This is a genomic window from Moritella sp. (assembly GCF_013215705.1).
In the GTDB taxonomy this organism is placed as follows: Bacteria; Pseudomonadota; Gammaproteobacteria; order Enterobacterales; family Moritellaceae; genus Moritella.
Window position 1 is genome coordinate 1 of sequence record NZ_JABSQR010000045.1, and the last position, 26,771, is coordinate 26,771.

Here is a 26,771-nt window from a genome sequence, read left to right on the forward strand (position 1 = left end):
CTTGTGGCCATGTGTATGGATCAAATGGAACTGACAACTTTCAGCGGAAATGCCCAAACTGTCAAAATGGTATGCCTGGTATTAAGTATTAGATAGGTGATGATAAGTTGATGCGTGGTCAGTTTGTGGATGTTGAATATTTTATTTTTTGTTTTTCAGTTACTTAAGTTAATAAAAAAGGCTCCCTAAGGAGCCTTAAACACGTTTATCAGGATTTTAGACTAAGAGCTTAGCTGCTTAGATTGAATCGCTGTCAGCGCGATTGTGTAAACGATGTCGTCTACTAATGCACCACGTGATAAATCATTTACTGGTTTACGCATGCCTTGCAGCATTGGACCAATAGAGATTAGGTTTGCAGAACGCTGTACCGCTTTGTAAGTTGTGTTACCAGTATTAAGATCTGGGAATACAAATACAGTTGCTTTACCAGCAACAGGGCTGTTTGGCGCTTTGCTTTTCGCAACATTTTCCATGATAGCAGCATCGTACTGTAATGGACCGTCGATGATTAAATCAGGGCGACGTTCTTGTGCGATCTTAGTTGCTTCACGTACTTTATCTACATCACTACCTTGGCCAGATGAACCAGTTGAGTAAGAGATCATTGCAACGCGAGGATCAATACCGAATGCTTTAGCAGAATCAGCAGATTGAATCGCGATGTCAGCTAGTTGAGACGCATTTGGATCTGGGTTAATTGCACAATCACCGTACACTAACACTTGATCAGGTAGCAACATGAAGAAGATTGAAGACACTAGGTTTGAACCCGGTGCTGTTTTGATCAACTGCAGTGCTGGACGGATTGTGTTTGCTGTCGTGTGCACGGCACCAGATACAAGACCATCAACTTCAGACTGTTCTAACATCATAGTCGCAAGCACAACGTTATCTTCTAGTTGTTCACGTGCTACTACTTCTGTCAGGCCTTTGGCTTTACGGAGTTCAACCATAGGGGCAACATATTTTTCACGACATGTTATTGGATCTACGATTTCAACGCCGCTAGACAAAGTGATACCTTGGCTTTCTGCAACACGTTTAATCTCAGCTGGGTTACCAAGCAGTACTGGTGTCGCGATTCCGCGTTCAGCACAGATATTAGCCGCTTCAATTGTACGTGGCTCTTCACCTTCAGGTAGTACAACACGTTTCTTCGCTTTACGCGCTAATTCAGTTAACTGGTAACGGAATGCAGGTGGCGATAGACGACGAGTACGTTTAGTGCCAACCGTTAACGTTTCAATCCATTGCTTGTCGATGTGACTTGCGATGTATTCTTGAACTGCTTCGATGCGTGGTTTGTCATCTGCAGGGATATCAAGATTGAAGTTTTGAAGCGTTAATGCAGTCTGCCAAGTATTTGTTGGCGTTAGCATGATTGGTAGACCTGTAGCCATTGCTTGACTACAAAGTTTTAATACACTTGCGTCTGGACGTACATCACCTGTTAGTAGCAATGCGCCAATTTTAACGCCGTTCATTGCTGCAAGACATGCCGCAACGATAACGTCTGCACGATCGCCAGAAGTAACTAATAAGCCACCTGGACGGAAGTGCTCAAGCATGTTTGGAATAGAGCGTGCGCAGAACGTGATACCCACTAGACGACGTTCTTCGATGTCGCCTTCGTTTAGGATTTCAGCATTTAAGTGCTTAGCCAGATCTTTTGCACGAGGTGCAATCAGTTCTGCATTCCAAGGAATACAACCAAGGATCGGCATTGGGCTTTTGCCAAATACTTGTAGCACTTCTAGGTTATGGCTAGCATTACCTGCGTTTGCTTCAAACATTTCAGCCAGATCTGGACGGTTACGACCCGCTTCATCAAGTGGTGCGCCAACTTTGTTGATCACACAGCCAATGATGCGTTTGTTTTTGCTGCCACCGAAGTTTGAGCAAGCGATCTCTAAACGATCTTTTAGCTGTTCTGATGAATCTGTGCCTGGGTTAGTCACAAAGATCATTTCAGCATCAAGTGCTTTAGCGATGTTGTAGTTTACACTGTTAGCAAAAGGTTGTTTTGCTGTTGGTACTAGACCTTCAACAACAACGATTTCAGCATCAACCATGTGCGATTCAAAACGCTCAACGATATCTTCAAGCAGTACGTCAGTTTTACCAGCACCGATTAATTTTTCAGCGTGCGATAAAGTGAACGGTGTTGCAGGTGATACATTTGTTCCTTGACGGATAATTTCAGTTGATAACTCAGGACCTTTTTCGCCTTGGCGAGGTTGAGCAACAGGTTTGAAAAAGTTAACGTTTAGGCCGTTGCGTTCAAACGCACGAACCATACCTAGACTAACTGAAGTTACGCCTACGCCTGCGCCAACTGGGATAAGCATTATAGTGCGAGCCACTAGCGTCACCTTATATTGGGATTGAGAAGAGAGAAAGGTGCGTTTACACCTTCCTTATTTTAAAATTAAACTGATTTAGCTAATAGCCGAACTAGATTAGGCTTACTGCGTCTTGTGCAATAACAAGTTCTTCATTAGTAGAAATAACCATAGCTTTAATTTTACTATTTGCTGTAGTGATTGTACCTTCAGAACCAAAACGAGCCGCTGTATTTGCCGCTTCGTCAACTTCGATACCGAAGATAGAAAGTTGTTTTAATACAATTGAACGGATTACATCAGAGTTTTCACCAATACCACCAGTAAATACGATAGCGTCGATACGGCCTAAAGCAGCTGCGTATGAAGCGATGTATTTAGCTAGACGGTAGCAAGAAAGTTCCATTGCGCGAACTGCGCCAACTTGACCTTCTGCATAGCCATCTTCGATAGCACGGCAATCGCTAGAAATTTCAGAAATACCTAATAAACCACTTTCGTTGTTAAGCATGCTGTTAACTTCTGCAAGCGTGTAGTTACACTGTGTAACTAGGTGGTTGATGATGCTTGGGTCAAGATCACCACTACGCGTACCCATCACTAGTCCTTCAAGCGGAGTCATACCCATGCTTGTGTCTACTGATTTACCGTTTTTAATTGCACAGATTGATGCGCCGTTACCTAGGTGGCAGTTGATGATGTTAGTTTCTTCAACTTTTTGACCTAGCAGAGCAGCTGCTTCACGGCCGATGAATAGGTGGCTAGTACCGTGCATGCCGTAACGACGGATACCATTTTCACGGTATAGTTTGTACGGAAGTGCGTATAGGTATGCTTTTTCAGGCATAGTCTGGTGGAATGCAGTATCAAAAACAGCAACTTGAGGAAGTGCTGGGAATGCAACTTGTGCAGCACGGATACCGATAAGGTGAGCCGGATTATGAAGCGGTGCTAGTGCTGCGCAGTCTTCGATACCTTGCATTACAGCATCATCAATGATTACTGATGAAGTGAATTTTTCACCGCCGTGTACAACACGATGACCGATCGCAACAATAGCGTCGCTCATTGCTTGCTGTTCTTTTAGAATGTTATTTACGATGTATGCTACAGCTTCTTTGTGAGAAGCGAATGCGCCTAGATCGGCAGTGCCTTTATTGCCGTCAAGTTTCCACTTGATGCGTGCGTTTTCTAAATTAAAGCATTCTGCAAGACCGGATAATTTTTCATCACCAGATACTGAGTCAAGAACTGCGAATTTAAGAGAAGAACTACCACAGTTTAGAACTAGAACGAGTTTATTCATGCGTAAAAACCTATTATGAAATAATCAATAAAATAACTGATAACAATCCTAGCGATATTGGCTTAGGTATCGTATCTTTATTAAAGCAGAGATATTGTCTGTGCTTAGTAAATTGGCTGACACTGTCATTTTTACGTACGATGTCGTAGTTGATACGACGAATGTTCGTTACTAAGTATCCATCTTAAAGAAATGACAATTTTCTAAAAATGTGAGTTATGTCACTCACATTTTACCTAAAAGTGTTAACTGGTGCATAGTTTACTTGCTATGGGGTGATATCTCAAAGTATATTTGTAATAAAGTTGATCTAAACCATTAACGTAACATTGATATACTATTTTACCTGCACCATGACATAGTGTATGGTTTGAACTATAGTAAATTTGTCTTTTGACAGGAGGATGCTGATGAGTGTATTTAAAAATACCTTATATAAAGGTCAACATTATATGCAGCGCTGGCCGATGAAAAAAGAACTGGCTGCGCGTTTTCCTGAAAATAGAGTTATTGCGGCTACTAAGCTTGGCTTTAAGACGATGCCGCCATTAGCCATTTTAACCGTGATGATGCAGTATTTATATGGTGACATGCAGCAATTACCCGCCAGTATTGCGATTGCATTATTATTTATTACACTGCCAATGCAAGGTTTGTTCTGGTTAGGTAAACGTTCTGGCGAGTTATTACCGGTGTCATTAGCAAGTTGGTATCATGAACTTTATCAAGGGTTAGTTACGCAAGGTTGTGAACTTGAACCAGCCAAAAAAAATCCGCATTACAGTGAATTGGCGGATATTTTAGGAAGTGCATTTAAGCGTATGGATAAGGCTTTCACGGTTAAGTAATCGACGATTTATTACTGAGACGTTGGCTTACATAGGCACAAAAAATACCGATATGGTTAATATCGGTATTTTTTTGTCTTTTAAATGAGCCAGCTATGCGTATGCGCTGCGAAAGCGTTATGCTGTACGCTTATAAAGGGTGATGTTAAAGTCCAGCGTTAACGTTAAATCGGTGGCGTATAATTGCGCTTTTTGCTCGTCACTCATCTTCCAAGCCAGCGGCGTCATTTCCAGTAGGTTTTTACTGTCTTTGGCTTGTGTCAGTGTGATCTCTTGTGTCAAACGTTGTTGTTCAACTACCTCAAACCCTGCAATTGGTTCGATGCTCATGTCATGCTTTTCAGGGGTTTGATAAATTTTCTGTTTCAATTCAAACAAATGTTCGGCAGCAGGCGTCACGGTAAGCAAGTAACCGCCGACTTTTATAATACGAGCTAATTCAGCATCTTGTGATGGCGCATAAATACGGATCACTAAATCTTGGCTGGCATCGGCGAATGGGGTGTTGTAAGCACTGGCCACACAAAAACTGATCGTTTTATAACGCTTTGCTGCGAAACGAATTGCCGACTTAGAAATATCTAAACCCGCTATTTTGGGTGCTGTATTAGCATCCGACATAGCTGCCATGACTTGCGCTAAACGATGCGTATAGTAGCCTTCGCCACAGCCTAGGTCGAGAATATTAGGAGCGTTGACCGCGATTAATGCTTGCTGAGCTAGGCTATTAACCTTGTCTGATAGTGATTGATAAAAGCCTTGGTCCAGAAATTCACGCCGCGCTTGCATCATCTCTTTGTTGTCACCCGGATTCTTTGATTTTTTGTTTTGCACTGGCAGTAGGTTTACGTAACCTTCTTTTGCTAAATCAAATTGGTGGCGTTGCTCGCAAACTAGACTTTTGTTTTGTGCAGATAAAGGGCGAGCGCAGATAGGGCAGAGGTAGTTCATGTGATCTCATTATTCTGATGGCGATTAGCAAAAAGGCTAAAACAAAAAACCGATCATAGCATAGAGCTCGGATCGGTTTGCAATAGAATGCTGTTTGGACGATTAATAAATTACATTATCTTTGTATTCTAATAAGATGTTTTGAATGCGGTCCATGGTGTCTTTACTCGGTGGTGGCACGCCATCAAGCGGGTAATCATAGCCCATGGTTTTCCATTTATGCAGACCAAGTTCGTGGTAAGGCAGTAATTCCACTTTCTCAATATTACTCATGTGTTGAATGAATTTACCCAATTGATGCGCAGATGCATCATCATCGGTATAACCGGGTACCACAACATAACGTATCCAGGTTTTCTGATTACGTTTTTCTAAATACTCGGCAAATTCTAACGTGCGCTTGTTACTCACCCCCGCTAATTGTTGGTGAATGTGGTCATTCATTTGCTTTAAATCCAACATCACTAAGTCAGTAACATCGAGTACTTCGTCAATCACGTCGCTGTATTTACGAATATAGCCGTTAGTATCTAAGCAAGTGTTAACACCTTCAGCCTGCGCGGCAGTGAAAAAATCACGGACAAATTCAGGCTGTAGCATTGCTTCGCCGCCTGATGCTGTTACACCCCCACCTGTTGCTAGCATAAATGCCTTGTATGAAATAAGTTCACGTATTAATTCATCAACGGTTGTTTCTTTACCTGAATGCAAATCCCATGAATCACGGTTGTGACAATACAGGCACCGCATTAAGCAGCCTTGCATGAAAACGATGTAACGAATACCTGGTCCATCTACGGATCCAAAAGATTCAGTAGAATGAATGCGTCCGATTGTGCTACATAACTCGGTAGAATCAATAGACTTAATAAGCGACATAATATTTCCAAAAGATAGGGCTATACAGTTATTATAAATACAAAAGCCTTACAGATGTAAGGCTTTTGTTTCTTGTCGCTATAAAAACAACGATGGTTATATTCTATAGCGTAATTCTTGGCAGTCTTAGAATGACTGTTGGAATGTTCGTGTGACCACGTCTTGTTGCTGTTCAGGTGTTAGCGAGTTGAAACGTACCGCGTAACCAGACACACGAATGGTCAGTTGTGGGTATTTTTCAGGGTGCTTAATCGCATCAAGTAACATTTCACGGTCCATCACATTTACGTTTAAGTGCTGACCACCTTCAATCGCACTGGTGTGCTTGAAGTAACCGTCCATCAAACCTGCAAGGTTAGTACGGCGGGTATCGTCAGTTTTACCGAGTGCGTTTGGTACGATAGAGAAAGTATAAGATATACCATCTTTTGCGTATTCAAACGGTAGTTTTGCAACGGATGTTAGGGCAGCGATTGCGCCTTTTTCATCACGACCATGCATTGGGTTTGCACCCGGTGCGAATGGTGCGCCGGCACGACGGCCATCGGGTGTTGTACCCGTTTTCTTACCGTATACCACGTTTGATGTAATTGTTAGTACTGACTGTGTTGGTTTCGCATCACGGTACATTTTGTGGCTAGACACTTTCTTCATGAACGTTTCAACTAGTTCACAAGCGATATCATCAACACGTGAATCGTTGTTACCAAATTTAGGATAATCACCTTCGATTTCAAAATCGACTGCAATACCATTTTCATCACGAATTGGTTTAACTTTTGCGTATTTAATTGCAGAAAGTGAATCAGCAGTAACTGATAGACCCGCGATACCACATGCCATTGTACGTTCTACGTCACGGTCATGTAATGCCATTAATGATGCTTCATACGAGTATTTGTCGTGTGAATAGTGGATTGAGTTTAGCGCTGTAACATAAGTCGTTGCTAACCAATCCATCACTTTGTCATAACGCGCTCTAATATCTGCGTAATCAAGTACATCATCGGTGATCTTGTCTGCTTTAGGACCAATTTGGATTTTCAGTTTTTCATCTACGCCGCCATTGATTGTATATAACAATGCTTTAGCAAGGTTACTACGTGCGCCGAAGAACTGCATTTGTTTACCCACGATCATTGGTGATACACAACAAGCAATTGCATAGTCATCATTGTCGAAGTCGGTACGCATTAAATCATCATTTTCGTACTGGATTGACGAGGTATCAATTGATACTTTCGCACAGTAGCGTTTGAAGTTTAATGGTAAGTGTTCAGCCCACAATACCGTGATGTTTGGCTCTGGTGAAGGACCCATAGTGTATTGTGTGTGCAGTATACGGAATGATGATTTAGTTACCAATGAACGGCCATCTGTGCCCATGCCGGCGATAGTTTCTGTTGCCCAGATTGGATCACCAGAGAATAACTCATCGTATTCTGGGGTACGTAAGAAACGCACCATACGTAGTTTCATGACGAGGTGATCGATCATTTCCTGTGCGTCAGATTCTGTAATGATACCCGCTTGTAAATCACGTTCGATGTATACATCTAAGAAGGTCGTTACACGACCAAAGCTCATTGCTGCGCCATTTTGTGATTTAACTGCCGCAAGGTAGCCGAAGTAAGTCCACTGGATTGCTTCTTTTGCGTTTGTTGCAGGACCAGAAATATCGAAACCGTAAGTTGCCGCCATTTCTTTGATTTGTGCTAGGGCACGGTACTGCTCTGAGATCTCTTCGCGTAAACGCATTGTTGCTTCTAGGTCTTCACCCGAGTAGAACTTCGCTTCTAATGATTTTTGCTGTGCAAATTTATCTTTCATTAGGAAGTCGATACCGTATACCGCCACACGACGGTAATCACCGATGATACGACCACGACCGTATGCATCTGGTAAACCAGTTAGGATACCTGACTTACGACATTTCATGATGTCACTTGTATAAACGTCAAATACACCTTGGTTGTGTGTTTTACGGTATTCAGAGAAGATTTTCTTGGTTACTGGATCGAGTTCTTTGCCATATGCTTTACAAGAACCTTCAACCATACGAATACCGCCATTAGCGATAATGGCACGTTTTAATGGTTTTTCAGTTTGTAGACCAACAATTGTTTCTAAACTTTGGTCAATGTAACCCGCGGCATGTGAGGTAATTGTTGATGGAATAGAAGTATCAAAATCAAGTGGCGCATGCGTGCTGTTTTCGATTTTGATGCCTTCCATGACATTCTTCCAAAGCGTATCTGTTGCTTGGGTTGCATCAGCGAGGAAAGACTCATCACCGGTAAATTCTGTGTAGTTTTTCTGGATGAAATCACGTAAGTTAACTTCGTTTGTCCATTCACCAGTAGTGAAACCTTGCCACGCTTGATCAAAAATTGTTTGTTCAGTCATAAATACACCTAATCTATTAATATTCTAAAAAATGTAATTTCAAAGTGTAATCACTGCTGTGTTTACTGCAGAGATTAAGATTCTTTTTTGCAATAGATAGCCCAGTATGTCAGGCCAACTAATACGCCACCGCCAATGATGTTGCCAATGGTGACAGGAATAAGATTATTAAATACAAAGTTAGATAATGTTAAATCGGTAAAGTCAGCTGGGTTGGCGCCTGTGAGTAACCAAAATTCAGGACCGGAAAAGTTCGCAATAACATACCCGAGTGGGATCATAAACATGTTAGCGATACTGTGTTCGTAACCCGATGCCACGAACATGGTTACCGGTAATGCGATAGCCACAAATTTGTCGGTAATAGAGCGCGCGGCAAAACTCATCCATATACCAAGGCACACCAGTAGGTTAGCCAAGATGCCAAGCGTGACAGCTTGAATAAAAGTATGGTGCAATTTGTGTTGGGCAATTTTCATGGCATTGATACCCCAGGCGCCATCTGCGACGAGGTGTTGCTTGGCTAATACCATTAAGATGACAAATAAGATGCAGCCAATGAAGTTACCGGCGTAGACAACAGCCCAGTTTTTAGCAAGTTGCAGGGTGGTTATCTTGTTATTTGCACGAGCAATAATCGTTAAGATTGAACTGGTAAACAGTTCGCCGCCACAAACAACAACAAGTAGTAGGCCAAGACTAAAGGCAAAACCACCCATGAATTTTTTGAAACCATAAGCAACATCAGCTGTACCTGTTGTTACCGTTGTATAGAAGGCGAATGCGATAGAGATGAATACACCGGCAGTGATAGCAAGCATAAAAGCTTGTTTAGGTGCTTTAGTTGCTTTTGCTACTCCGATAGATTCTGCTTTTTTTAGCAGCTCTGGTGGTAGGATGGCATCAAATGGGCTTACTGTTTGCATTGTTTAGTCTCAATAAATAACTCAGGTGTATTATTACCTATCTTGGAGTATATCGAAAGTGATCCAGATCAACATTTGGCTATTTTATGTTTTTTTATTACGAAAACAGGCATTTAATACTTTTATTTGTTTCCAAATGCTGTAATTAAGTTACGTAAATGACACTTTTAGTTAAATTTTATTTTAACTGTGAAAATAAAGTTTAAATCACTACCTTAATAGGTATTTACCAACGTAAATACTAATATTGTCGTTATCTTACAATAAAATGTCGAAAACAATCGATCTGTATATTTCACATGTATGGTTTATAAGACTGCGTATAAGTATCTACGTGGTGTTAAATTCTGAATTAGCCTGCATTCATGTTATCTGAATGACTAATTTGGTATGTTAAATGTTGTTTTTATGTTGCAGTCTTTAATGTTAGTTTGAATTTAAGTGTTGCACATGTTTTATAATCGTATTTAGGATGAATAGAATGAGTAGCAGTCCCACATTAGACATCAAAAATTTGCATAAGTCATTTGGTGACAATGAAGTCCTGAAAGGTATCGATCTGACTGCCAACAAAGGTGATGTGATTTCAATTATCGGTTCATCAGGTTCTGGTAAAAGCACCTTTTTACGTTGTATTAATTTATTAGAGATGCCGACCGCAGGTGATATCTCGGTGAATGGTGAATTAATAGAAATGATTGATGGACGCGACGGTAATAGAACTATCGCGAATAAAAAACAAGTTCAACGTATTCGTTCACGTTTGGCCATGGTATTTCAAGGCTTTAATTTATGGTCGCACATGACGGTCATTGAAAATGTGATCGAAGCACCAATTCAGGTTTTGGGACTCTCGCGCAGCGACGCATTGGCAAGTGCAGAACAATATTTGAAGAAAGTTGATTTATGGGAAAAAAAAGATTTTTACCCAAGTCAGCTCTCTGGTGGTCAAAAACAACGTGTGGCGATTGCCCGTGCACTGGCGGTTGAACCGGAAGTGTTGTTATTTGATGAACCAACTTCCGCATTGGATCCTGAATTAGTCGGTGAAGTATTACGGGTAATGCGAAGTCTGGCTGAAGAAGGCCGCACTATGTTAGTAGTTACCCATGAAATGGCATTTGCACGTGATGTATCCACTAAGGTTATCTTTTTACATCAAGGTAAAATTGAAGAGCAGGGCGATCCTAAAGAATTATTTGATAACCCGAAATCAGAACGTGTTAAGCAGTTCCTGGCACCAAAATATTAAGAGCTGGCACCAAAATATTAGCAAAATATAACTATAATAAAACGACAACAAACACCGGATCATTGATTGATCTCATTATAATAATAGGGAAATACTTATGAAAAAATTAGTCTGCGTCATTGCAACAAGCTTATTGCTTTCTTCAGCTGTAGTAGCCAAAGAATGGACGGATGTTCGTTTAGGTGTTGATTCACCTTATAAGCCATTTGAATATAAAACGCCGGATGGCGAGCTGACCGGTTTCGAAATCGACTTAGGTAATGAAGTTTGTAAACGCGCTAATTGGAATTGTACTTGGGTGGTTCAATCTTGGGACGGTATTATTCCGGGTTTATTATCACGTAAATACGATGCTATTTTCTCTTCTATGTCGATTACTGACGCACGTAAGAAGAAGGTACTTTTCTCTGAACCTTACTACAATACACCAAGCGCTTGGTTTGCAGCAGCAGACTTTAAACTTGATGTAGCAGATAAAGCCGCATTCAAAAAATTACGTATTGGTGTACAGCGCGGTACAGTACAAGATACACATGTCACTGAGAATTATGCGAGCAATAACAAAATTAAGCGTTATAACACCAGTGGTGACTTATTGCTTGATCTTGAAGGCGGTCGTTTAGACATGGTATTACTGGATTTCCCAGTAGGTGATACCACGTTACTTATCCCTGAGAAAAAAGGCGCTTATGCAGCCGTTGGCGATACATTCCAACTGGGTGAAGGCATGGGTGTAGCAATGCGTAAACGTGATAAATCACTTGCCGCTACATTCAATAAAGTATTAGCAGAAATTAAAACAGATGGTACATACGAAACTATCCAAGCTAAATACTTCAGCTACAGTATTAAAATGTAGTCTCTTTATCGTTGCGCAAGCGTGCATGACGATAATAACAATGGACGTTTAGTGAAAATTATTAGTTAAGGCTATTAGTGACAGCCAAGCGTCCACTGCTTTTCTGGGAATATTATGTTAGATCTTCAAGGTTATGGGCCAGGTATTTTTAATGGCGCTATATTGACCGTTAAACTCGCCATTTTTTCATTAGTCATTGCAGTGTTGCTGGGACTGATTACCGCCGTTGCCCGTTATTCCGGTGGTAAAATTGCGTCTGTGTTAGCTGTGTCTTATACCAGTTTAGTCCGTGGTGTGCCGGATCTGGTGTTAATGATGCTGATTTATTTTGGCTTGCAAGTCGGACTCAATAATTTTTCGGAATGGTTATACGAATTACATGAAACCTATGCCATCAATGCGTTTTATATCGAACACGGCTGGTTAACATTATCTGCGTTTTATGAAGATGGTATGTATTTTAATATCGATGAATTTAGTGCCGGTGTGCTGACGATTGGTTTCATTTTTGGTGCCTATATGGGCGAGACATTCCGTGGTGCATTATTGTCTGTGGATAAAGGCCAATTGGAAGCTGCAACCGCTTATGGCATGTCTGACTGGCAAGTGTTCCGTCGTGTAATGTTTCCACAGATGATGCGTTTTGCGCTGCCGGGTATTGGTAACAACTGGTTAGTGTTGGTTAAAACCACCGCGCTGGTATCGATTATCGGCTTATCAGACATGGTTAAGTTGGCGAAAGAAGCGGCGATGACAACCTATGAACCGTTTCTGTTTTTCATTCCCGTTGCGTTTGTGTATTTAGCGATTACCACGGTGAGTGAAATTGTACTGAAATATTTAGAACGTCACTTTAGCAAAGGTGTAGAAGGTCATTAATATGTTAGATCAACTGGTTGCTTTGCTTGAGCAAAATGAAATGTTTACCCCGAGTACTTTAAATGAGTATTGGGATGGTACGGTATTGACGGTACAACTGGCATTTTTATCGGTTGTCATCGGTTTCTTTCTGGCGGTGCCGTTAGCGATTATGCGTGCCAGTCAGTATGTGTGGTTATCACGTGGTATTTGGCTATTTACTTATGTGTTCCGTGGTACACCGTTATTGATCCAGCTGTATCTGATTTATTATGGGGTGACCATGATTGATGGTATTCAAGACAGCTCGATTTGGTTTTTACTCGAAGATGCATTTTATCCTTGTCTGTTCGCGTTTATATTAAATACGGCCGCATACAGTACCGAGATCATTCGTGGTTCATTGGTGACAACGGATAAGGGTGAAATTGAAGCTGCACAAGCCTATGGCATGAGCGATTGGCAGGTCCTGCGTCGTATTATCTTACCGTCGGCTTTCCGTCGTGCGTTGCCTGCGTACAGTAATGAAGTGATATTTATGCTGCATGCAACGTCCATCGCCAGTGTGGTGACCTTGGTTGACATCACGGGTGCGGGTTATAATGTGTATTCACGTTTTTATGCCCCGTTTGAAGCATTCATTTTTGCGGGTGCTATTTATCTGTGTTTATGCTTTGCTATCTTTGCTGTATTCAAAAGGTTAGAAAAGCGCGCGTTTAGACACCTTGCTTAACTATTTACATCGTTATTCACATCATTAATTACATCGTTGTAGCTTGGGTATCGTTATCACGCAACACTGAGAACAGATTTGGAATTGACAATACTCCTTTATGATTTTACTGTGTGAAAGTAAGTTGCGCGCAAATCAATTGCGCGCGCCTTACTGTGTGCCGCTAACAGTAAGCTATCTTTTGTGTTGGATAAGGAAGTATGGATATGAATTTAAAAAATCAGGTTATTAGGGGAATTGGCATTCTATTGGTTGCGTGGACAGGTATCGTCGCAGCAGAACAGAATGGCGTGGATGGTTTGGGTAAGGGCGAGATTGCGATATCTGATAGCACCTTTAGCTGTATTCGGGATATGACTAAGGTGCGCGGTTTTTATGTTGACAATTTGAATGGGAATATCGACGCTACTTTGGCGGTAGCAAATTCTGCCACGGGCGGAAAATATCCCGAAGGGTCTGTCGTACAACTGGTACCGGGAGAGGTAATGGTTAAGCATGGCCGTGGATTTAGTCCGGCGACAATGGATTGGGAATTTTTTGAATTGGATGTGTCTGATACGGGTAGTGAAATCAGAAAACGTGGCTTTGTTGACGTGATTAACCGTTTTGGCAATAACTGTTTTGGTTGCCATATACAGGCAAAACCTGAATGGGATTTGATTTGTGAGACAGGTCATGGCTGTGAAACGATCCCTATAACAGCGGAAGTGATTGATTTAATTCAAAGAACCGACCCTCGCTGTGATGATAATGATGACTTGAGTACCGGAGAGTATTTTGAATTATTAAAATTAAAAATTAAGGTAAGTATTGGCACGTCTATCGGCACTGTCAAAGGCTGGTTATAGTTGTTCATTTGATTGTTCACTGGGCATTGTTAGTCACTCGCTGCTGGGCTATCTGGGTGTCATTGATCTTGTAACGTGACGCGAGCAAGTAGGTGACATAAAACTTATAAATGTTGTTCACATAATCGACGGTTTCTCTGCCGATGACTTCAGCGGCAATCTTCTCGACATGATTGAACCAAATGTTCGGGTTTAAGCCTTCCTTCAATGCCCGTTTTCTTAAGCGAATTAACTTAGCTGGACCTGCGTTATAAGCGGCAAAACTGAGTAATAGTGAGTCGAGTTTAGTGATCTTGTCGTGACTAAAATAACGCTGCTGCATAAAGTGTAAATACTTCACGCCCGCATGGATATTATCATCCACCTGGTTGATGTTTTTAATATTGATATAAGGTTCGTTGGCGGTTGAGGGCAGTACTTGCATCACCCCAACAGCGCCGCGATGGCTAATAGCTTTTTGGTTGAGTCGAGACTCTTGATAGGCTTGCGCAAGAATAAGTTGCCAGTCGAACTTGTACTGCTTGGCGTACTTTTTAATGATCTGTTCGGTTTCTAAATAACGGTTTTCAAACTGTTTGTGGATGACTTTTTTTAACCATGGGTGTCTTACCAGATAGCGGCGGTGCAGGATGTTGCCGATCTTGGTGCCTTTTTTATGTTTGGCAATAAACTGATTTAAGCTGGTGGTCAATTGTGGTGTGTGGTTCCGTACCGCCCAGGTACTGGGGATACGACTGCCAACCGCTAATTTATGGTGTATTTTTATATTTTTATATAACCTTTTCCACAAGCGTAAGCTGTGGTTAGAGGTCATTGTCATGAATATTTGCTTGTTGTCGACCATGTCTAAAATTTCGAAATCTTCAAGTTCGTCGCTGACAATATTGATGTAAATGGGTGGTTTGTTGAGATGAAATAACTGCTTGTTGATGTGTTGTAATTGCTGGTGGTAAATACTATTGCGGCGTATCCATATTTCCTTGCCTGAGAGCTGTTTTATATCCTGGTATTCTTTTGTCGATTTATGGCTGACGAGTAATAATTGATGGTCGGTATAGATGGGCTCGGTATGGGTCACTTGGTTCTGCTGGCGCTGGGGTGTCATTAAAGGGCCAATGGCAATATCGCCATAACCCTGTGCCAATAAGCTGATAATTTGGCTACTTGGCACCGGAATAAACAGGATGTTAAGTTTTAACTTGGTGTGTTTGAAGTGCTTCTGATTTAGGTGTTTTTCGTATTCGCGCATCATGTCATAAGCAAGTCCACGCGGACGACTTTGGTAAATAAAATAATACGCAGGATGATTAACGACCAGCACTTTGATGGTGCGTTTTTTTAATAGCTGGGGAAGATCTTCAAAGCTCGGTTGGCTATAAATACTAAGCTGCTGTTGGGCAATCGAACGCTGCGTAATTGAAGGTTGAACACGAGGGGTTGTTGACATCGCGTCGTTATCGGTAGATTTTAAAATAATTACCTTTGAATTTAAAATCATCGCTTTTGGTGTCGTTACATGTGGCAAGAGGGTATTACTGATTGTATCGTCTGCGCTTTGTGTTAGCGGTGAGATCCGGGAGGATCTAGTCGCAGCAGTGATCACTGAATTGTTGTTCGCGGAATACTGTCCATGACTTGGAGACATACTGACAATGACACAGAGAAATAAGCTGTTCGTTGCTGTAGTGCATATCTTGCTCCATTGTATGGCCATCATCGCATCTGATATATGAGTGTTTAGGTAACATTAATGTTAGACACATATTTCTGAAATGCGTTTTTGAGATACAAAATAGCTCAGGCATATAAGCCTAAGCTATTGTACTGTTTATAAGTTTAGCGATCTAAAAGTTTGTAAGCCTAGTTAACTAAATATTACAAGGGTGTTAACCAAATGTTGTCCATATTGGCGCGTGATCCGATGGTTTTTCGATAGCTCGTAGTTCGTAATCGACATCGCTTTCGACAACTTTAGCATTCAATGTCGCCGTTGCTAAGATCACGTCAATACGCAGTCCACGGTTGTCTGGGAAACCTTTTGAGCGGTAATCAAACCAGCTATAGCGATCGCTTACTTCAGGTTTGATAGTACGGAACGTATCGTGTAGACCAAAACCTTGTAGTTTGGCTAACCATTCGCGTTCTTCTGGTTGGAAGCTACATTTACCGGTTTTTAACCAACGTTTGGCATTGGGTTCACCGATACCGATATCTTTATCTGCTGGTGAAATATTGATATCACCCATCACGATCAGATCATCTTCTGCGGTGTGATTGTCGTTAAGATAGATGTTTAGATCTTGATAGAATTTACGCTTGTACGGGTATTTGGTTTCGTGGCTGATGTTCTCGCCTTGTGGGAAATAACCGTTTAGCACTGTGATCGGTTTGCCAGATGTTTGCTCAAACGTCACCATGATCATACGTTTTTGCGCTTCTTCGTCATCGGTAGGGAAACCGTATTGCACTTTAATTGCTGCTACGTCTGCAACCGTGCTCTTCTTCACCATCATAGCAACACCGTAATGGGCTTTCTGACCGTGGAAGAATACGTGATAACCCATGTCCTCAACGGCTGCTACTGGGAACATCTCGTTGTGTACTTTGATTTCTTGCAGGCCAATTACGTCAGGCGAATGCTTGTCGATGATCGCTTGTAATTGATGTAATCGAGCACGAAGGCCGTTAATATTAAATGAGATTATTTTCATAGGTTTTTTAACCCTTTGTTATTTGGTTGTTTTATTTAAAATCAGACACTTACAAAAAGGGTCTACCGTCAAATACCACTGTGTATTCACACATGGTTACATAATTAATCGCCATTTTACCGCCACTTTTTAGCTCATGCTTGCCAGTGGATTAAATAAAACGGCATCTTGTAGATGCGATGGTGCACAGTGCGAGTCAGCCATGGTTTGCTTTATATCTACATGACCAAGTATCTTTTGTAGTACTAAAATATGAGTCGCTTGTCCTTTGAGTTGTATAGCTTCCATTATTCGAGTACCGGTTGCTAGGCAAATTTTAATAATTTGTGTTATTTGTGCAGAAATGGGACTGCTTTGAACAAATGTTAATAGTTCTGCTATCTTGTCATGCCCAGCCCACAATGTTTCGTGCAAATAAATCCATTACCACAGCTAAGTACATCCATTGATTTCCAGCCCAAACATAGGTCACATCGCCGCACCAGACTTGATTGACGGTTTCAACATCAAACTGCCGATTCAGTCTGTTTGGCGCTATTTTTGATACATCCTCGGATATTTTATATTTATGTTTATTAGGCTGTTTACTGACAATGCCGACTTCTTTCACTAAGCTTGCAGCCTGTATCTACCGACACTTCATCTGCTTGATAGCGCGGCTATCAAATCTATCGTTTGATGCTGTCTTGTATTAAAAGAGCGGAAGCTTTTTTTAATATTCCTACCACGGACATTGTTCGGTGTTAGTTGGCTCTTCTTGAACGGAACTGACTACCTAGTGCTGAGTAAATCACCAATGGTAGGTATCTAATTTGTATTAGTTTTTTTAAATTATTTACCAGTCCATCCTATCTTTATGATAAGTAACGTTAAATTTACATGTGCGTGGCAATGCTTGGTTGTCTGAAATATAAATTAATGAATACACCAAACAACCTAAAACTACTTAATTAAGTCATAAAATCTATTGGTTATTCTTAAATATATCGTTCATGCGGGGGATTAACTGTTATTAGCTCGAAACTACATTTAAACATGCTGTATCAATTGGTGATGCTCATCATATGGCAATAGCCTATATTTGTGATAAGTGTGTAAAAAATAATTTAATTATCAATGTTTTGGTACTCATAGTGATGGCTACGCCACTGGGGACGACCTTGCTGCTTCTCATGTCGCACAATTTACAGATCATTTAAGTTGGCTATTTCAAATGGACTAAAGTTATAACGTGCCAGACTCATAAACATTAATGTTATCTACTTAAAACATTAAATAGCCGTAAATGTGTGGCATATCTACTAATCCTGCACGAGGAACTCGAAAAATGGAAAAGAGCATTTTTCAATTTATCTGGAAGTATTCAAAAAGAAATCAGTTGACTCTCACGGCCATTACGCTCCTGACTTTCCCTATTCTGTACGCTTCGCTAGAGTTACCTAAGCGCATTATTAACGATGCAATTGGTGGAACAGGGGAAGATGTTTTTTTGCTGAGCATGAAACTAAGTCAGACCCAGTTTTTGATGCTTCTTTGTGTCGGTTTTCTATTATCAGTATTAGCCAACGGGTTATTGAAGATGCACTTAAACACCATGAAAGGTGTGTTATCGGAACGATTATTACGGCGATTTCGTTTTCAACTTGTCGCTCGGATGTTGAAGTTTCCACGTTCATATTTTCGTACCACAAGTCAAGGTGAGTTGGTCTCTATGGTGACATCTGAAGCGGAACCCATGGGATCATTTATGGGGAATATGCTATCGCAACCAGTCTTTCAGGCTGGGCAGATGCTGACAATTCTTGTGTTCCTATTTGCCCAGAGTTTCTGGTTTGGGGTCGCGTCCATAGCGCTTATTCCATTACAGGCATGGATTATTCCTAAATTACAGCGCCAGATTAATGTGTTGAATAAAGAGAGGATAAAAGAGGTTAGAAAATTTGCTGCTGATATTGGTGAAACAGCTGCAGGTGTTTGTGATATTCGTATGAACGGCGGGACACGTCATAGATTGTCATTGTTTTCTAATCGTTTGGGGAACTTGTTCAGCATTCGTTTTAAGATTTATCAAAAGAAGTTCTTTATGAAGTTTTTGAACAACTTTATCAATCAATTGACACCCTTCTTTTTCTATTCTGTGGGTGGTTATTTAGCGATTAAAGGAGAAGTAACTGTAGGCGCCTTGATTGCAGCGCTAGCTGCTTACAAAGACCTGTCGTCACCTTGGAAAGAGCTGTTAACTTATTACAACCAGACCCAAGATATGGTATTGCGTTGGGAGCTAGTAATCGAACGTTTCGCACCAAAAAACATTGAGAAAGACACGTTGTTTAATGGGGAACCTCATACGCTTACGAGCCTTCGTGGATACATAGCTATGAAGGGAATTACTGTGCATTTTACTGAGAATGACGTGAATTATTTACATCAAACTGTGGTTGCCAGTCGCATCGGCGATGCCAGTTCCAAGCCTTATATCTTTCAAGGAACACTCGGTGAAAGCCTATTCAAGCCATTTAATTATGAACCTGTCTTTGGTGAGGATATATTGGTTGGTGTCGCTGGTTGGAAAGAAGAGCTTAGGCAAGCTGGTAACAGTGTTGCTTCCTTTGAATTTGACTGGGTTGCTCCTCAAATGGCGAGGGGTCAATCATGTGATGAGAGCAAAGACTGGTTCCAGTTGGATGAAGCAATGGGTACTGACAATATAATGGTGCGCAGGGGGCTACGAACACGCCTCGAATTTGATATTCAGCAAAAGGCTAACCTCGTTCAGACGTTACAGGATGAAGCGCTTTATCATCGGTTTAGAGTGATCGTAGAAACAAAGCGCTTAGTTGGCGAATTAGAGTTGTCACCGGAATACTTTCCTGTTAAATCGGTGTTTGGAAATGCAATTTTTGAACGTATTTCAACTTTTTCAGATGCCGGTGAGAAGTGCATTGAAGATATTATTGTTGATGTCCTGAAGGAACATTGTTTCAGGCTATTAATCGCGCAACTCCTGTATAATGTAGTGACGACTCAAGGGGGAGAGCATCTTTTCGCTGTTTTCAGGGAACGCTTGGCTATCCATGATGCTGATGCCCGCGCTTTGACTCGTAAATTGATGCCTGACACCACCTAAGTTTTCATTGAAAACCTTGCTAGAATCAGTACCTAACAAGATTTTATCTCAAGTGAACAGGGATTTTATGGTGTAGTGTTTAAGATCTTGTTCGTTGACCAAGGTCACTGCTTTTTAAGCTACGTGTCAATTTAAGCCATACAAGTATACTGGCGACTAGTCCACATATAAGTAAAGTGATAGCGAGGCTGCCAAAGTCACTTGCGGCATGTAAACCAAAACCAATGATAAGGTAGTAAAATAGACCAAGTAATGCCCCTGCGCTGCCTAAGTGATCTTGGTAATCCGTTAACGCGCCACTTAATAGGTTGGGTAACGCGAGTCCAAAAGACAAATAAACCAACATCATTGGGATGAAAAACCATACTGAGTCTTGCAGAAGGTACACACAGATACCACTGAGTAAAAGCAAGGCGGTTGCAACACTAACGATACGATCATGGCTTAAGTTGCGGCGGATTAATCGCATGTTGATCAATGACCCTGCAATAGAACCAGCAGCAAGCACAAAACCTGTATAACCAAAGTATTCAACACTGACTCCAAGCTTTTCAAACATAAATGGCGCAATACTGTAGTATGAAAATAGTGAAATATTAAAAATAGCGACCATCAGTGAGATATACCAAATATGGCCATCTTTTAGCATTTTCAGACCGACAGCTAACAAGCTATCACGGCGGTTGTTGGTTGGTTTAGTTTCAGGCAGCTGAATAAATGCCCATACTAAGAGTGCTGCGACAAATACGACCATGGCAGAAAAAACCCAAGTGTACCCACCGTGTGCCGTTAGCCAGCTACCTGTTAACATACCAATTACAGGGCTCAAACCAATCGAAGTTCCAACGATTGAGAAAATATGTGAAAGTTCCATACCATGGTAGCCATCACGAATAATGGTTTGGATACAAATAGAACCTACCGCTGCCCCGAAAGCGCAACAAGCAAACCCCACGAGCAGCATGTTGAAACTTGGTGCCATCAACGTAAACACGGCAGCTACAATGAATACCATTAAGCCTGCTAATGTTGAGATACGTCGACCAATGACATCACACATACGGCCCCAAACAACAACCCCAACGGCAAACGCAATAAAAAATATCGATAATGCTTGTGCGGCAGCCGCAGCCGAAACACCAAAATGATTTTTAATGGATGTTAGTGCTGGACTGTACATGGTTTCGATAATTTGCGGAAACATCAGTAATATGACCGCTAAAGGAATTGAAATCTTTTTTACTTCTGTATTCATTATTTTTTTCCTACTTTCTATTGCACTATTAGTGCGTAATAAATCACATCAGTTACGATAATGAGAAGTATATAGTACATAGAATGGTGTTAATGTTAACATTGGGACTATAAATGTCGATTTAAGGACAAGGTGGAAAGTGGCTTTTATTTCGAAAGCATCTGACTTCAACGTAGATGAACATTCAGGTTTAGTCGTTGGGGTTGCATCTATTTTGGGTGTTCATGACTCGGGACGACATACACATACAAAAGATCAATTGCTGTTTTCTCAGCGCGGTTGCATGGTGATAACAATGGCAGGAATGAAGTGCGTTCTTCCCCCTATGCGTGCAGCTTGGATCCCTGCCGGTGTTGAGCATAGTGCTCACATGACGAACGTAAGCCACTATCGGTCGCTGTTTTTTAATGAATCGTTACAATCAAGATTATCACGTGAAATGAGGATTTTGGATGTAAATCCGTTATTCCTAGCCTTGATTGAGAGAATGGCAATGTGGTCATTTGATAAACCAGAAGATGAAATGATTAATTCTCTGAACCTATTTATTGAAGAATTGAATGCCGCTAAAGATACACATTTGAATTTACCCTTACCCTATGACTATCGATTAAAAGATTGGCTACTTAAGGTTAATCACGACGACTTCCTCGCCCCTACGTTGACACAGTTAAGTTCAGAGGTGGGGGCCAGTACTAAGACGATCACGCGTATTTTTACAAAAGAGACAGGGATGCCCTATCAGAGTTGGCGTCAACAATGGCGGGTGCTAGCGGCGATAGAATTATTATCCAAGCAGTTACGTGTTACTGATATTGCTTATCGTCTTGGTTTTTCGAGCGATAGTGCTTTTATTAGTTTTTTTCGTCAAAAAACAGGATTTACTCCGCTTCATTTTATAGAAAATCAGCAATAAACCAGCAGAGCCATTAAACAGCCTCATTTAATAATTGATGACTTTGTTAACTTATCCCGTTTTATGATTTATTTATATTTTAGATATTTTAGATATTTTAGATATTGAGATGGGCTTAAAAAATGAATGGATATGGGGCATAATATCGCAGACTTTCATATCTAAACGGAATTTTAATGATTGCTATTCCACTGCCTTTTATCATGTCACTGCTACTAGTGATCATCGCAATTACTCTACTCGTGAAGAAGCCAATTGAGGGTAAAGTACCTTCTTTATTTATCACTTTATGCGCGATAAGTACGGCGGTGGTTGGGCTTCGCTGAACCTTTGATATCGCTATTTTCAGGTTTTTACAGCCGATCTTTGCATCATTTTTACCTGTAATGGCTTGGTATTGTTTTTCTAAAACATACAATGCAGGGCGCTTTTCGTGGTTACATTTGTCTGGTCCTCTTGTGATTATTGTATGTTCGTGGTGGTTTACATTCTGGGTTAACGCGATCGATGTTATTTTGACTATGCTCTATCTTAGCTATGGCACTTTACTCATTCGTTCATCATTAGTGATGCCGGAAGATGTTCGGCTTTCTCATGTTGAGGGGGTGCTCTTTGCGCAGCGTGTTGCAGGTATCACCTTGCTTGTGTCTGCCTGCATTGATGGCGTACTGTCTTTTGATTTTATGGTGTATGGTGGAGAGCATGCGCTATATATTTTATCGCTCAGCTATCTAATCCTTATTCCTAGCGTCGTTGTTGCTGTGATTATTGTTGGTTTTAGTACATTAAGTACGGAGTCTGAGGCATTGTTAGATATAGAGGCAAAGTTGTTGCCTGATGCTAGTATTGATTCCGTCCCGAAAAGTGTTCGCTTATCTGAACAGGATGCTAAGGATATAGTGAGCAAAATTGAAGCCTTGATGAAGGATAAAGAAGCGTTCCGCGATACGAATCTAACCTTGAATCGTTTGTCGCGAAAAGTTGGTATTCCTACGCGGCAAGTTTCTATGGCCGTTAATCAGGTATGCGGTATGAATATTTCGAAAGTGCTCAATGAGTATCGGATTACATATGCGAAAAAGCGACTTGTAGACAGTGAAGACAGTATTACTGATATCTATCTTAGCGCTGGCTTTCAAACCAAGTCCAACTTTAATCGTGAGTTTACGCGCATCACAGGGCAAACACCGAGCGCATATAGAAATGACGCTATGGTGCTTTGTGAAAAATAACAGTATGAGGTCAACGCAGGGCACTAGCAGGTAAGAGAGTGCCCTGTATATTAGATTATTTTACTATGCATGAGTGAAAAAACCCAAAATATCTTTTACCATTTGTTGGTGGAGTATATCGCGACTAGTACTAGAAGTGTCCTTACATATAATACCATCACCCGGCACTTCTTCCTCTAAAAGAGCGATAGCGCCAGGTTTACACACTTGTAAGAAGCTGAAATGCATTGCTTGTTCATACACCTTATAATGACGATTAAATAATGGCAGGTGTTCGGCCAGATAACCAGATTCCATTGCTTGAGGCAAGTCTCCAATATCGACCCCTGCACCTAATATTAGCACTGGTGTTTCCACTTTTTCCATACTTTCTAAAGAGAAGCTGCGAGCTAGGCCCAGATCTAAAATTACCGCTTTTTTGATTCGCGGATCATAGAAGTTAAGAGATTTGGGTTCTCCTGGTTGTGGTGACGTGAGCCCCAGCTCATTTGTTAGGCCACATATTCTGGGATTTGGGTATAACAGACACTGTGCTTTAAATGCGTCACGGTCAAGTTGTGCGCCGACTAATTGCATCACACTCCAGCCTCCTAAAGAGTGACCAATAGCGGATACGTTTTCTGCATCAATTGAGGCGCGCCAAATCGTATCTTCGAGTAGGTAATCTAATACACGCACCAAATCGTGTGGTCGTTGCCACCACTGCGATGCCTGTAATCTAGAATGATCAAATGTTGTGGTTCCTGGGTGATTGAGAGCTGCTACCACATAACCCTTTAGTGCCAACGCATTCGCAAGCCAGCTTTGATTTTTCCAGTTTCCGCGATATCCATGTGAGAGTAATACAAGAGGATGCTTGGTGGGCAAAACCGAAGCATTTTTGACTACTGCTGTTCCAATAAAAGCGATATTTTCGGCAACTGATTCTGATGGTGTATTTTGTGAGGTGGGATACCAGAGGCTGACTTTTAGTGGGCGGCTGGTATCACTCGCTAACTTGAACTGTTGAAACCCAACAGAACCAGCGAAGGCGACCTTACTAATACATAGAAATAAAATAATAAGAACGGCGGATAATTTCATTTAACGATTCCTGATTTAGGCTAAAAGTGACGCTAGTATGTCAAGATGCATGAGTGTAGACGCCCTAGAATAGGATTTAGGACGACCTAAAACAGGTTTTAGTACCTATTTTTGCATTTAATATACAGAACCATAAAATCAGTCTGATATTTAGTTTGTTGATGAATACAACAAACGTAAATCGTGTTTATTTTATGTTATATAGTAATGCGAGTTAAAAGATGGGGCGTGTTGGTGTTTCTCTAAAGGAAGTAATAAAACACAAGTGCACAAGTCTTGCGTCTTAGTCATAGCTCGCTCTATGTTGGGTAAGGTCTAAGCTGATAAGAGGTTTAGATTCTGTTTGCTCTTTTCTTCTCATGCATACGCTGAATATTGAACTCTTTTTTCAATTCTGCTTTACGCTCTGTTTGTTGTTCAGACAGTGGGAAGTTTTCTAGCTCGGTAAAGGTATCTGCTATTTTCTTGGTTACTTCTGGCCATGGTCGCTCGACTTTGACGAGTAGTGCTATGCACACTTGTACCTTATTCAGTGCTGCACCGGTATTGAGTGGTGCGATAGACAGTGCGGTTTCAAAGTGTTGCAGTGCGACTTCAAGATCACCGTCAGTAAATGCTTCAATACCCAGTCTGTTGTGGTGCTGAAAATGAACTTCTTTACTGTCTTCTTCACCACGGATGCTGGCAAGTAATTTTTCACTGTGGGCATTAGAATGCTGGATGAAAGGTGTTAATTTTTCTGCAAACCCAAACTCTTCTAAATCGACGAGTAAGTTAACCAGTTGCGGCCCTAACCATTCCGGCGTGGCTTCGGGCTCAGTCAAATAAGCTTCATTACTTTTCAATAAGGTACTTTTGGCTTTAACCTGATTACCTTTTACGTTATGAATCGATGCTAGACTGTAACCTTCAAGCGCTAACAATGCGTCTTCTTCCACATAAGGGTGTTGCTGAGAAGGTCGGTGAAACAAGCCACTAATCTCTTGTAGTAACCGACCTTGCTTAAATTTATCCTCTTCGTTTTTAGCCACGAGAATAATGGCTTGTACGTAATTAATTAAATGCTGAGGATCTTGATGAATCGTATTTTTGGTCTGCATTAAAATAGCGAAAAAGGCTTCTTTCGCTATTGCGTTCATATTTGTATCAAGCGCTAACTCGGCTAAAAGTTTTTGACGGTTTAATGACAAATGCGAATGTTTGATTGCACGTTGCACGATACTCAGTGCTTTTTCGCTGTCGCCACCATCTTTAAAACATTGTGCCAACCAATCGTAACCATCTAATACCATAGGGTTGAATTTTATTATATCGGATAGTAACGGAATTGCTTGTTGGTATTTTTTCTCTAAGCAGTACACCCGCCCTAACAGCAATTGCGCATGGGTATGCGGGTGGTCGTCTATAAATTCTTCTAAGATAATACGGGCTTCTGCGTACTTTTGTTTTTCAATTAACAGCTCGGCTTTAAACAAACTACAGAAATTTCGATAGCGAGCAGAGTAGATAATGGCGTTGTCACACTCTTCCATGGCTTGAGCGAAATAATTATCCTTAATCGCTTGATAGATAGGTAGCAAGGCTTCTTTCTTATTGAAGGCTCTTTGGATACGTAAATTTAACTCGTTTTGTGAAAATGGCTTCATCAAATAATCATCAGGTGTCATTTGAATTGCACTTAACACAATGGCTTTAGAGTTATCACCGGTGACTAAGAAAAATACAGTGTGAATAGGCAGTAGATTATGGACTTTGAGTGCTTCAAATAACTGCCGACCATTAATGCCTGAGCCAAGGTTATAGTCAACGAGCATTAAGTCGAAGGTATTATGACGACATTGTCTTAACGCATCTTCGGCACTGCCCACATGCATTACATCTTTAGCACCAAAATTAATCAACATGGTTTTGAGCATGATCTGAAAAGCACGTTGGTCATCTACAATGAGCACGCGTTTATTTCGATAGTCAAAATTATTATTCATGTATATTTAATGCTCAAGAGTAATAGATTAATTTAGACGCTAATGATTAGCATTAACCACAATAGCAGGTATGCATAAAAGTGTCTTGAGAGGAACACTGTTTTGTTAATTAGAACCTATAGTTGAGTGTTTTTTGTGCGCAGGTGTAAGCAGAAGTACTGGAAGTGTAGAGAGAGTGGTGGAGGGAGAAGGATTCGAACCTTCGAAGGCTGAGCCGTCAGATTTACAGTCTGATCCCTTTGGCCACTCGG

22 protein-coding genes and 1 pseudogene are annotated in these 26,771 nt (G+C 41.1%); 9 read left to right on the plus strand and 14 right to left on the minus strand.

What is annotated here, in order from left to right; genetic code table 11:
* Positions 1 to 221: 221 nt before the first annotated feature.
* Both pta and HRT96_RS21180 read right to left on the minus strand, forming a co-directional pair.
* A complete protein-coding gene (gene pta / locus HRT96_RS21175) occupies positions 222 to 2,351 on the minus strand; it encodes a phosphate acetyltransferase (RefSeq protein ID WP_293160600.1) in 2,130 nt (709 codons plus the stop codon).
* 106 nt (positions 2,352 to 2,457) lie between these two features.
* Positions 2,458 to 3,651, minus strand: coding sequence for an acetate kinase (locus tag HRT96_RS21180; RefSeq protein WP_293160568.1), 1,194 nt, complete (start codon positions 3,649 to 3,651; stop codon positions 2,458 to 2,460).
* 410 nt (positions 3,652 to 4,061) lie between these two features.
* Here HRT96_RS21180 and yfbV point away from each other — a divergent pair, with 410 nt between their 5' ends.
* Positions 4,062 to 4,499 carry a terminus macrodomain insulation protein YfbV gene (gene yfbV / locus HRT96_RS21185; RefSeq protein WP_043994476.1) on the plus strand — a complete coding sequence of 146 codons (438 nt, stop codon included), beginning with the start codon at positions 4,062 to 4,064 and terminating at the stop codon, positions 4,497 to 4,499.
* A gap of 117 nt (positions 4,500 to 4,616) precedes the next feature.
* On the opposite strand, the gene rlmA is transcribed toward yfbV, so the two are convergent.
* The 4 genes from rlmA to focA all read right to left on the minus strand — a co-directional run bounded on the left by rlmA (position 4,617) and on the right by focA (position 9,661).
* Entirely contained in the window at positions 4,617 to 5,450 is an 834-nt protein-coding gene (rlmA, locus tag HRT96_RS21190) for a 23S rRNA (guanine(745)-N(1))-methyltransferase (RefSeq protein WP_293160571.1), read from the minus strand.
* 102 nt (positions 5,451 to 5,552) lie between these two features.
* Entirely contained in the window at positions 5,553 to 6,329 is a 777-nt protein-coding gene (gene pflA / locus HRT96_RS21195) for a pyruvate formate lyase 1-activating protein (protein ID WP_293160573.1), read from the minus strand.
* Positions 6,330 to 6,455: 126 nt separating this feature from the next.
* On the minus strand, positions 6,456 to 8,735 hold the full coding sequence (gene pflB, locus HRT96_RS21200) for a formate C-acetyltransferase (RefSeq protein WP_293160575.1): 2,280 nt from the start codon (positions 8,733 to 8,735) through the stop codon (positions 6,456 to 6,458).
* A gap of 74 nt (positions 8,736 to 8,809) precedes the next feature.
* Positions 8,810 to 9,661 (minus strand): formate transporter FocA, encoded by an 852-nt coding sequence (focA, locus tag HRT96_RS21205; protein WP_293160577.1) that lies wholly within the window; start codon positions 9,659 to 9,661, stop codon positions 8,810 to 8,812.
* 481 nt (positions 9,662 to 10,142) lie between these two features.
* Between focA and HRT96_RS21210 the strand changes: the two genes are divergently transcribed.
* The 5 genes from HRT96_RS21210 (at position 10,143) to HRT96_RS21230 (ending at position 14,211) form a co-directional block, all read left to right on the plus strand.
* Positions 10,143 to 10,913, plus strand: a complete 771-nt coding sequence (locus HRT96_RS21210; protein WP_293143830.1) for an ATP-binding cassette domain-containing protein — start codon at positions 10,143 to 10,145, stop codon at positions 10,911 to 10,913.
* Positions 10,914 to 11,010: 97 nt separating this feature from the next.
* The gene (locus HRT96_RS21215; RefSeq protein WP_293160579.1) at positions 11,011 to 11,772 is read left to right on the plus strand and encodes a transporter substrate-binding domain-containing protein; all 762 of its coding nucleotides are present in this window, start codon (positions 11,011 to 11,013) and stop codon (positions 11,770 to 11,772) included.
* 114 nt (positions 11,773 to 11,886) lie between these two features.
* Positions 11,887 to 12,651: an ABC transporter permease gene (locus HRT96_RS21220; RefSeq protein WP_293134575.1), complete on the plus strand. Its 765-nt coding sequence runs from the start codon at positions 11,887 to 11,889 to the stop codon at positions 12,649 to 12,651.
* A gap of 1 nt (position 12,652) precedes the next feature.
* The gene (locus HRT96_RS21225) at positions 12,653 to 13,363 is read left to right on the plus strand and encodes an ABC transporter permease (protein ID WP_293134578.1); all 711 of its coding nucleotides are present in this window, start codon (positions 12,653 to 12,655) and stop codon (positions 13,361 to 13,363) included.
* A gap of 206 nt (positions 13,364 to 13,569) precedes the next feature.
* The gene (locus HRT96_RS21230) at positions 13,570 to 14,211 is read left to right on the plus strand and encodes a hypothetical protein (protein ID WP_293160581.1); all 642 of its coding nucleotides are present in this window, start codon (positions 13,570 to 13,572) and stop codon (positions 14,209 to 14,211) included.
* A gap of 16 nt (positions 14,212 to 14,227) precedes the next feature.
* Here the strand turns inward: HRT96_RS21230 and HRT96_RS21235 are convergent, their stop codons facing one another.
* From HRT96_RS21235 to HRT96_RS21250, 4 genes and pseudogenes are all read right to left on the minus strand, one after another.
* The gene (locus tag HRT96_RS21235) at positions 14,228 to 15,856 is read right to left on the minus strand and encodes a lytic transglycosylase F (RefSeq protein ID WP_293160583.1); all 1,629 of its coding nucleotides are present in this window, start codon (positions 15,854 to 15,856) and stop codon (positions 14,228 to 14,230) included.
* 241 nt (positions 15,857 to 16,097) lie between these two features.
* A complete protein-coding gene (gene xthA / locus HRT96_RS21240; RefSeq protein WP_293160585.1) occupies positions 16,098 to 16,922 on the minus strand; it encodes an exodeoxyribonuclease III in 825 nt (274 codons plus the stop codon).
* 129 nt (positions 16,923 to 17,051) lie between these two features.
* Entirely contained in the window at positions 17,052 to 17,336 is a 285-nt protein-coding gene (locus tag HRT96_RS22020; RefSeq protein ID WP_366051153.1) for a hypothetical protein, read from the minus strand.
* Positions 17,314 to 17,460: pseudogene (locus tag HRT96_RS21250) on the minus strand (DDE-type integrase/transposase/recombinase); the annotation flags it as partial. The pseudogene HRT96_RS21250 and the gene HRT96_RS22020, both read right to left, overlap by 23 nt.
* A gap of 789 nt (positions 17,461 to 18,249) precedes the next feature.
* On the opposite strand from HRT96_RS21250, the gene HRT96_RS21255 reads away from it, so the two are divergent.
* The gene (locus tag HRT96_RS21255) at positions 18,250 to 20,049 is read left to right on the plus strand and encodes an ABC transporter ATP-binding protein (RefSeq protein ID WP_293160587.1); all 1,800 of its coding nucleotides are present in this window, start codon (positions 18,250 to 18,252) and stop codon (positions 20,047 to 20,049) included.
* A gap of 79 nt (positions 20,050 to 20,128) precedes the next feature.
* Here HRT96_RS21255 and HRT96_RS21260 read toward each other — a convergent pair whose 3' ends face one another.
* Positions 20,129 to 21,304 (minus strand): multidrug effflux MFS transporter, encoded by a 1,176-nt coding sequence (locus HRT96_RS21260; RefSeq protein WP_293160589.1) that lies wholly within the window; start codon positions 21,302 to 21,304, stop codon positions 20,129 to 20,131.
* 139 nt (positions 21,305 to 21,443) lie between these two features.
* Here HRT96_RS21260 and HRT96_RS21265 point away from each other — a divergent pair, with 139 nt between their 5' ends.
* Entirely contained in the window at positions 21,444 to 22,220 is a 777-nt protein-coding gene (locus HRT96_RS21265) for a helix-turn-helix transcriptional regulator (protein ID WP_293160590.1), read from the plus strand.
* Between the two features lie 115 nt (positions 22,221 to 22,335).
* On the opposite strand, the gene HRT96_RS21270 is transcribed toward HRT96_RS21265, so the two are convergent.
* Positions 22,336 to 22,638, minus strand: coding sequence for a hypothetical protein (locus HRT96_RS21270; RefSeq protein WP_293160592.1), 303 nt, complete (start codon positions 22,636 to 22,638; stop codon positions 22,336 to 22,338).
* Positions 22,639 to 22,663: 25 nt separating this feature from the next.
* Here HRT96_RS21270 and HRT96_RS21275 point away from each other — a divergent pair, with 25 nt between their 5' ends.
* A complete protein-coding gene (locus tag HRT96_RS21275; protein ID WP_293160594.1) occupies positions 22,664 to 23,452 on the plus strand; it encodes an AraC family transcriptional regulator in 789 nt (262 codons plus the stop codon).
* Positions 23,453 to 23,515: 63 nt separating this feature from the next.
* Here the strand turns inward: HRT96_RS21275 and HRT96_RS21280 are convergent, their stop codons facing one another.
* Together HRT96_RS21280 and HRT96_RS21285 are read right to left on the minus strand one after the other, a co-directional pair.
* The gene (locus HRT96_RS21280; protein WP_293160596.1) at positions 23,516 to 24,535 is read right to left on the minus strand and encodes an alpha/beta hydrolase; all 1,020 of its coding nucleotides are present in this window, start codon (positions 24,533 to 24,535) and stop codon (positions 23,516 to 23,518) included.
* Between the two features lie 332 nt (positions 24,536 to 24,867).
* Positions 24,868 to 26,520: a response regulator gene (locus HRT96_RS21285; protein ID WP_293160598.1), complete on the minus strand. Its 1,653-nt coding sequence runs from the start codon at positions 26,518 to 26,520 to the stop codon at positions 24,868 to 24,870.
* Between the last annotated feature and the right edge of the window lie 251 nt (positions 26,521 to 26,771).

Excerpts from the sequence above, each read along its gene's own strand:
- rlmA (WP_293160571.1), bottom strand. The coding sequence starts at position 5,450 with ATGAACTACCTCTGCCCTATCTGCGCTCGCCCTTTATCTGCACAAAAC.
- HRT96_RS21220 (WP_293134575.1), top strand. The coding sequence starts at position 11,887 with ATGTTAGATCTTCAAGGTTATGGGCCAGGTATTTTTAATGGCGCTATA.
- pta (WP_293160600.1), bottom strand. The coding sequence starts at position 2,351 with ATGCTTATCCCAGTTGGCGCAGGCGTAGGCGTAACTTCAGTTAGTCTA.
- HRT96_RS21260 (WP_293160589.1), bottom strand. The coding sequence starts at position 21,304 with ATGAATACAGAAGTAAAAAAGATTTCAATTCCTTTAGCGGTCATATTA.
- HRT96_RS21215 (WP_293160579.1), top strand. The coding sequence starts at position 11,011 with ATGAAAAAATTAGTCTGCGTCATTGCAACAAGCTTATTGCTTTCTTCA.
- HRT96_RS21180 (WP_293160568.1), bottom strand. The coding sequence starts at position 3,651 with ATGAATAAACTCGTTCTAGTTCTAAACTGTGGTAGTTCTTCTCTTAAA.
- pflB (WP_293160575.1), bottom strand. The coding sequence starts at position 8,735 with ATGACTGAACAAACAATTTTTGATCAAGCGTGGCAAGGTTTCACTACT.
- HRT96_RS21255 (WP_293160587.1), top strand. The coding sequence starts at position 18,250 with ATGGAAAAGAGCATTTTTCAATTTATCTGGAAGTATTCAAAAAGAAAT.
- HRT96_RS21235 (WP_293160583.1), bottom strand. The coding sequence starts at position 15,856 with ATGTCTCCAAGTCATGGACAGTATTCCGCGAACAACAATTCAGTGATC.
- HRT96_RS21280 (WP_293160596.1), bottom strand. The coding sequence starts at position 24,535 with ATGAAATTATCCGCCGTTCTTATTATTTTATTTCTATGTATTAGTAAG.
- pflA (WP_293160573.1), bottom strand. The coding sequence starts at position 6,329 with ATGTCGCTTATTAAGTCTATTGATTCTACCGAGTTATGTAGCACAATC.
- focA (WP_293160577.1), bottom strand. The coding sequence starts at position 9,661 with ATGCAAACAGTAAGCCCATTTGATGCCATCCTACCACCAGAGCTGCTA.
- HRT96_RS21210 (WP_293143830.1), top strand. The coding sequence starts at position 10,143 with ATGAGTAGCAGTCCCACATTAGACATCAAAAATTTGCATAAGTCATTT.
- HRT96_RS21230 (WP_293160581.1), top strand. The coding sequence starts at position 13,570 with ATGAATTTAAAAAATCAGGTTATTAGGGGAATTGGCATTCTATTGGTT.
- yfbV (WP_043994476.1), top strand. The coding sequence starts at position 4,062 with ATGAGTGTATTTAAAAATACCTTATATAAAGGTCAACATTATATGCAG.
- HRT96_RS21285 (WP_293160598.1), bottom strand. The coding sequence starts at position 26,520 with ATGAATAATAATTTTGACTATCGAAATAAACGCGTGCTCATTGTAGAT.
- xthA (WP_293160585.1), bottom strand. The coding sequence starts at position 16,922 with ATGAAAATAATCTCATTTAATATTAACGGCCTTCGTGCTCGATTACAT.
- HRT96_RS21225 (WP_293134578.1), top strand. The coding sequence starts at position 12,653 with ATGTTAGATCAACTGGTTGCTTTGCTTGAGCAAAATGAAATGTTTACC.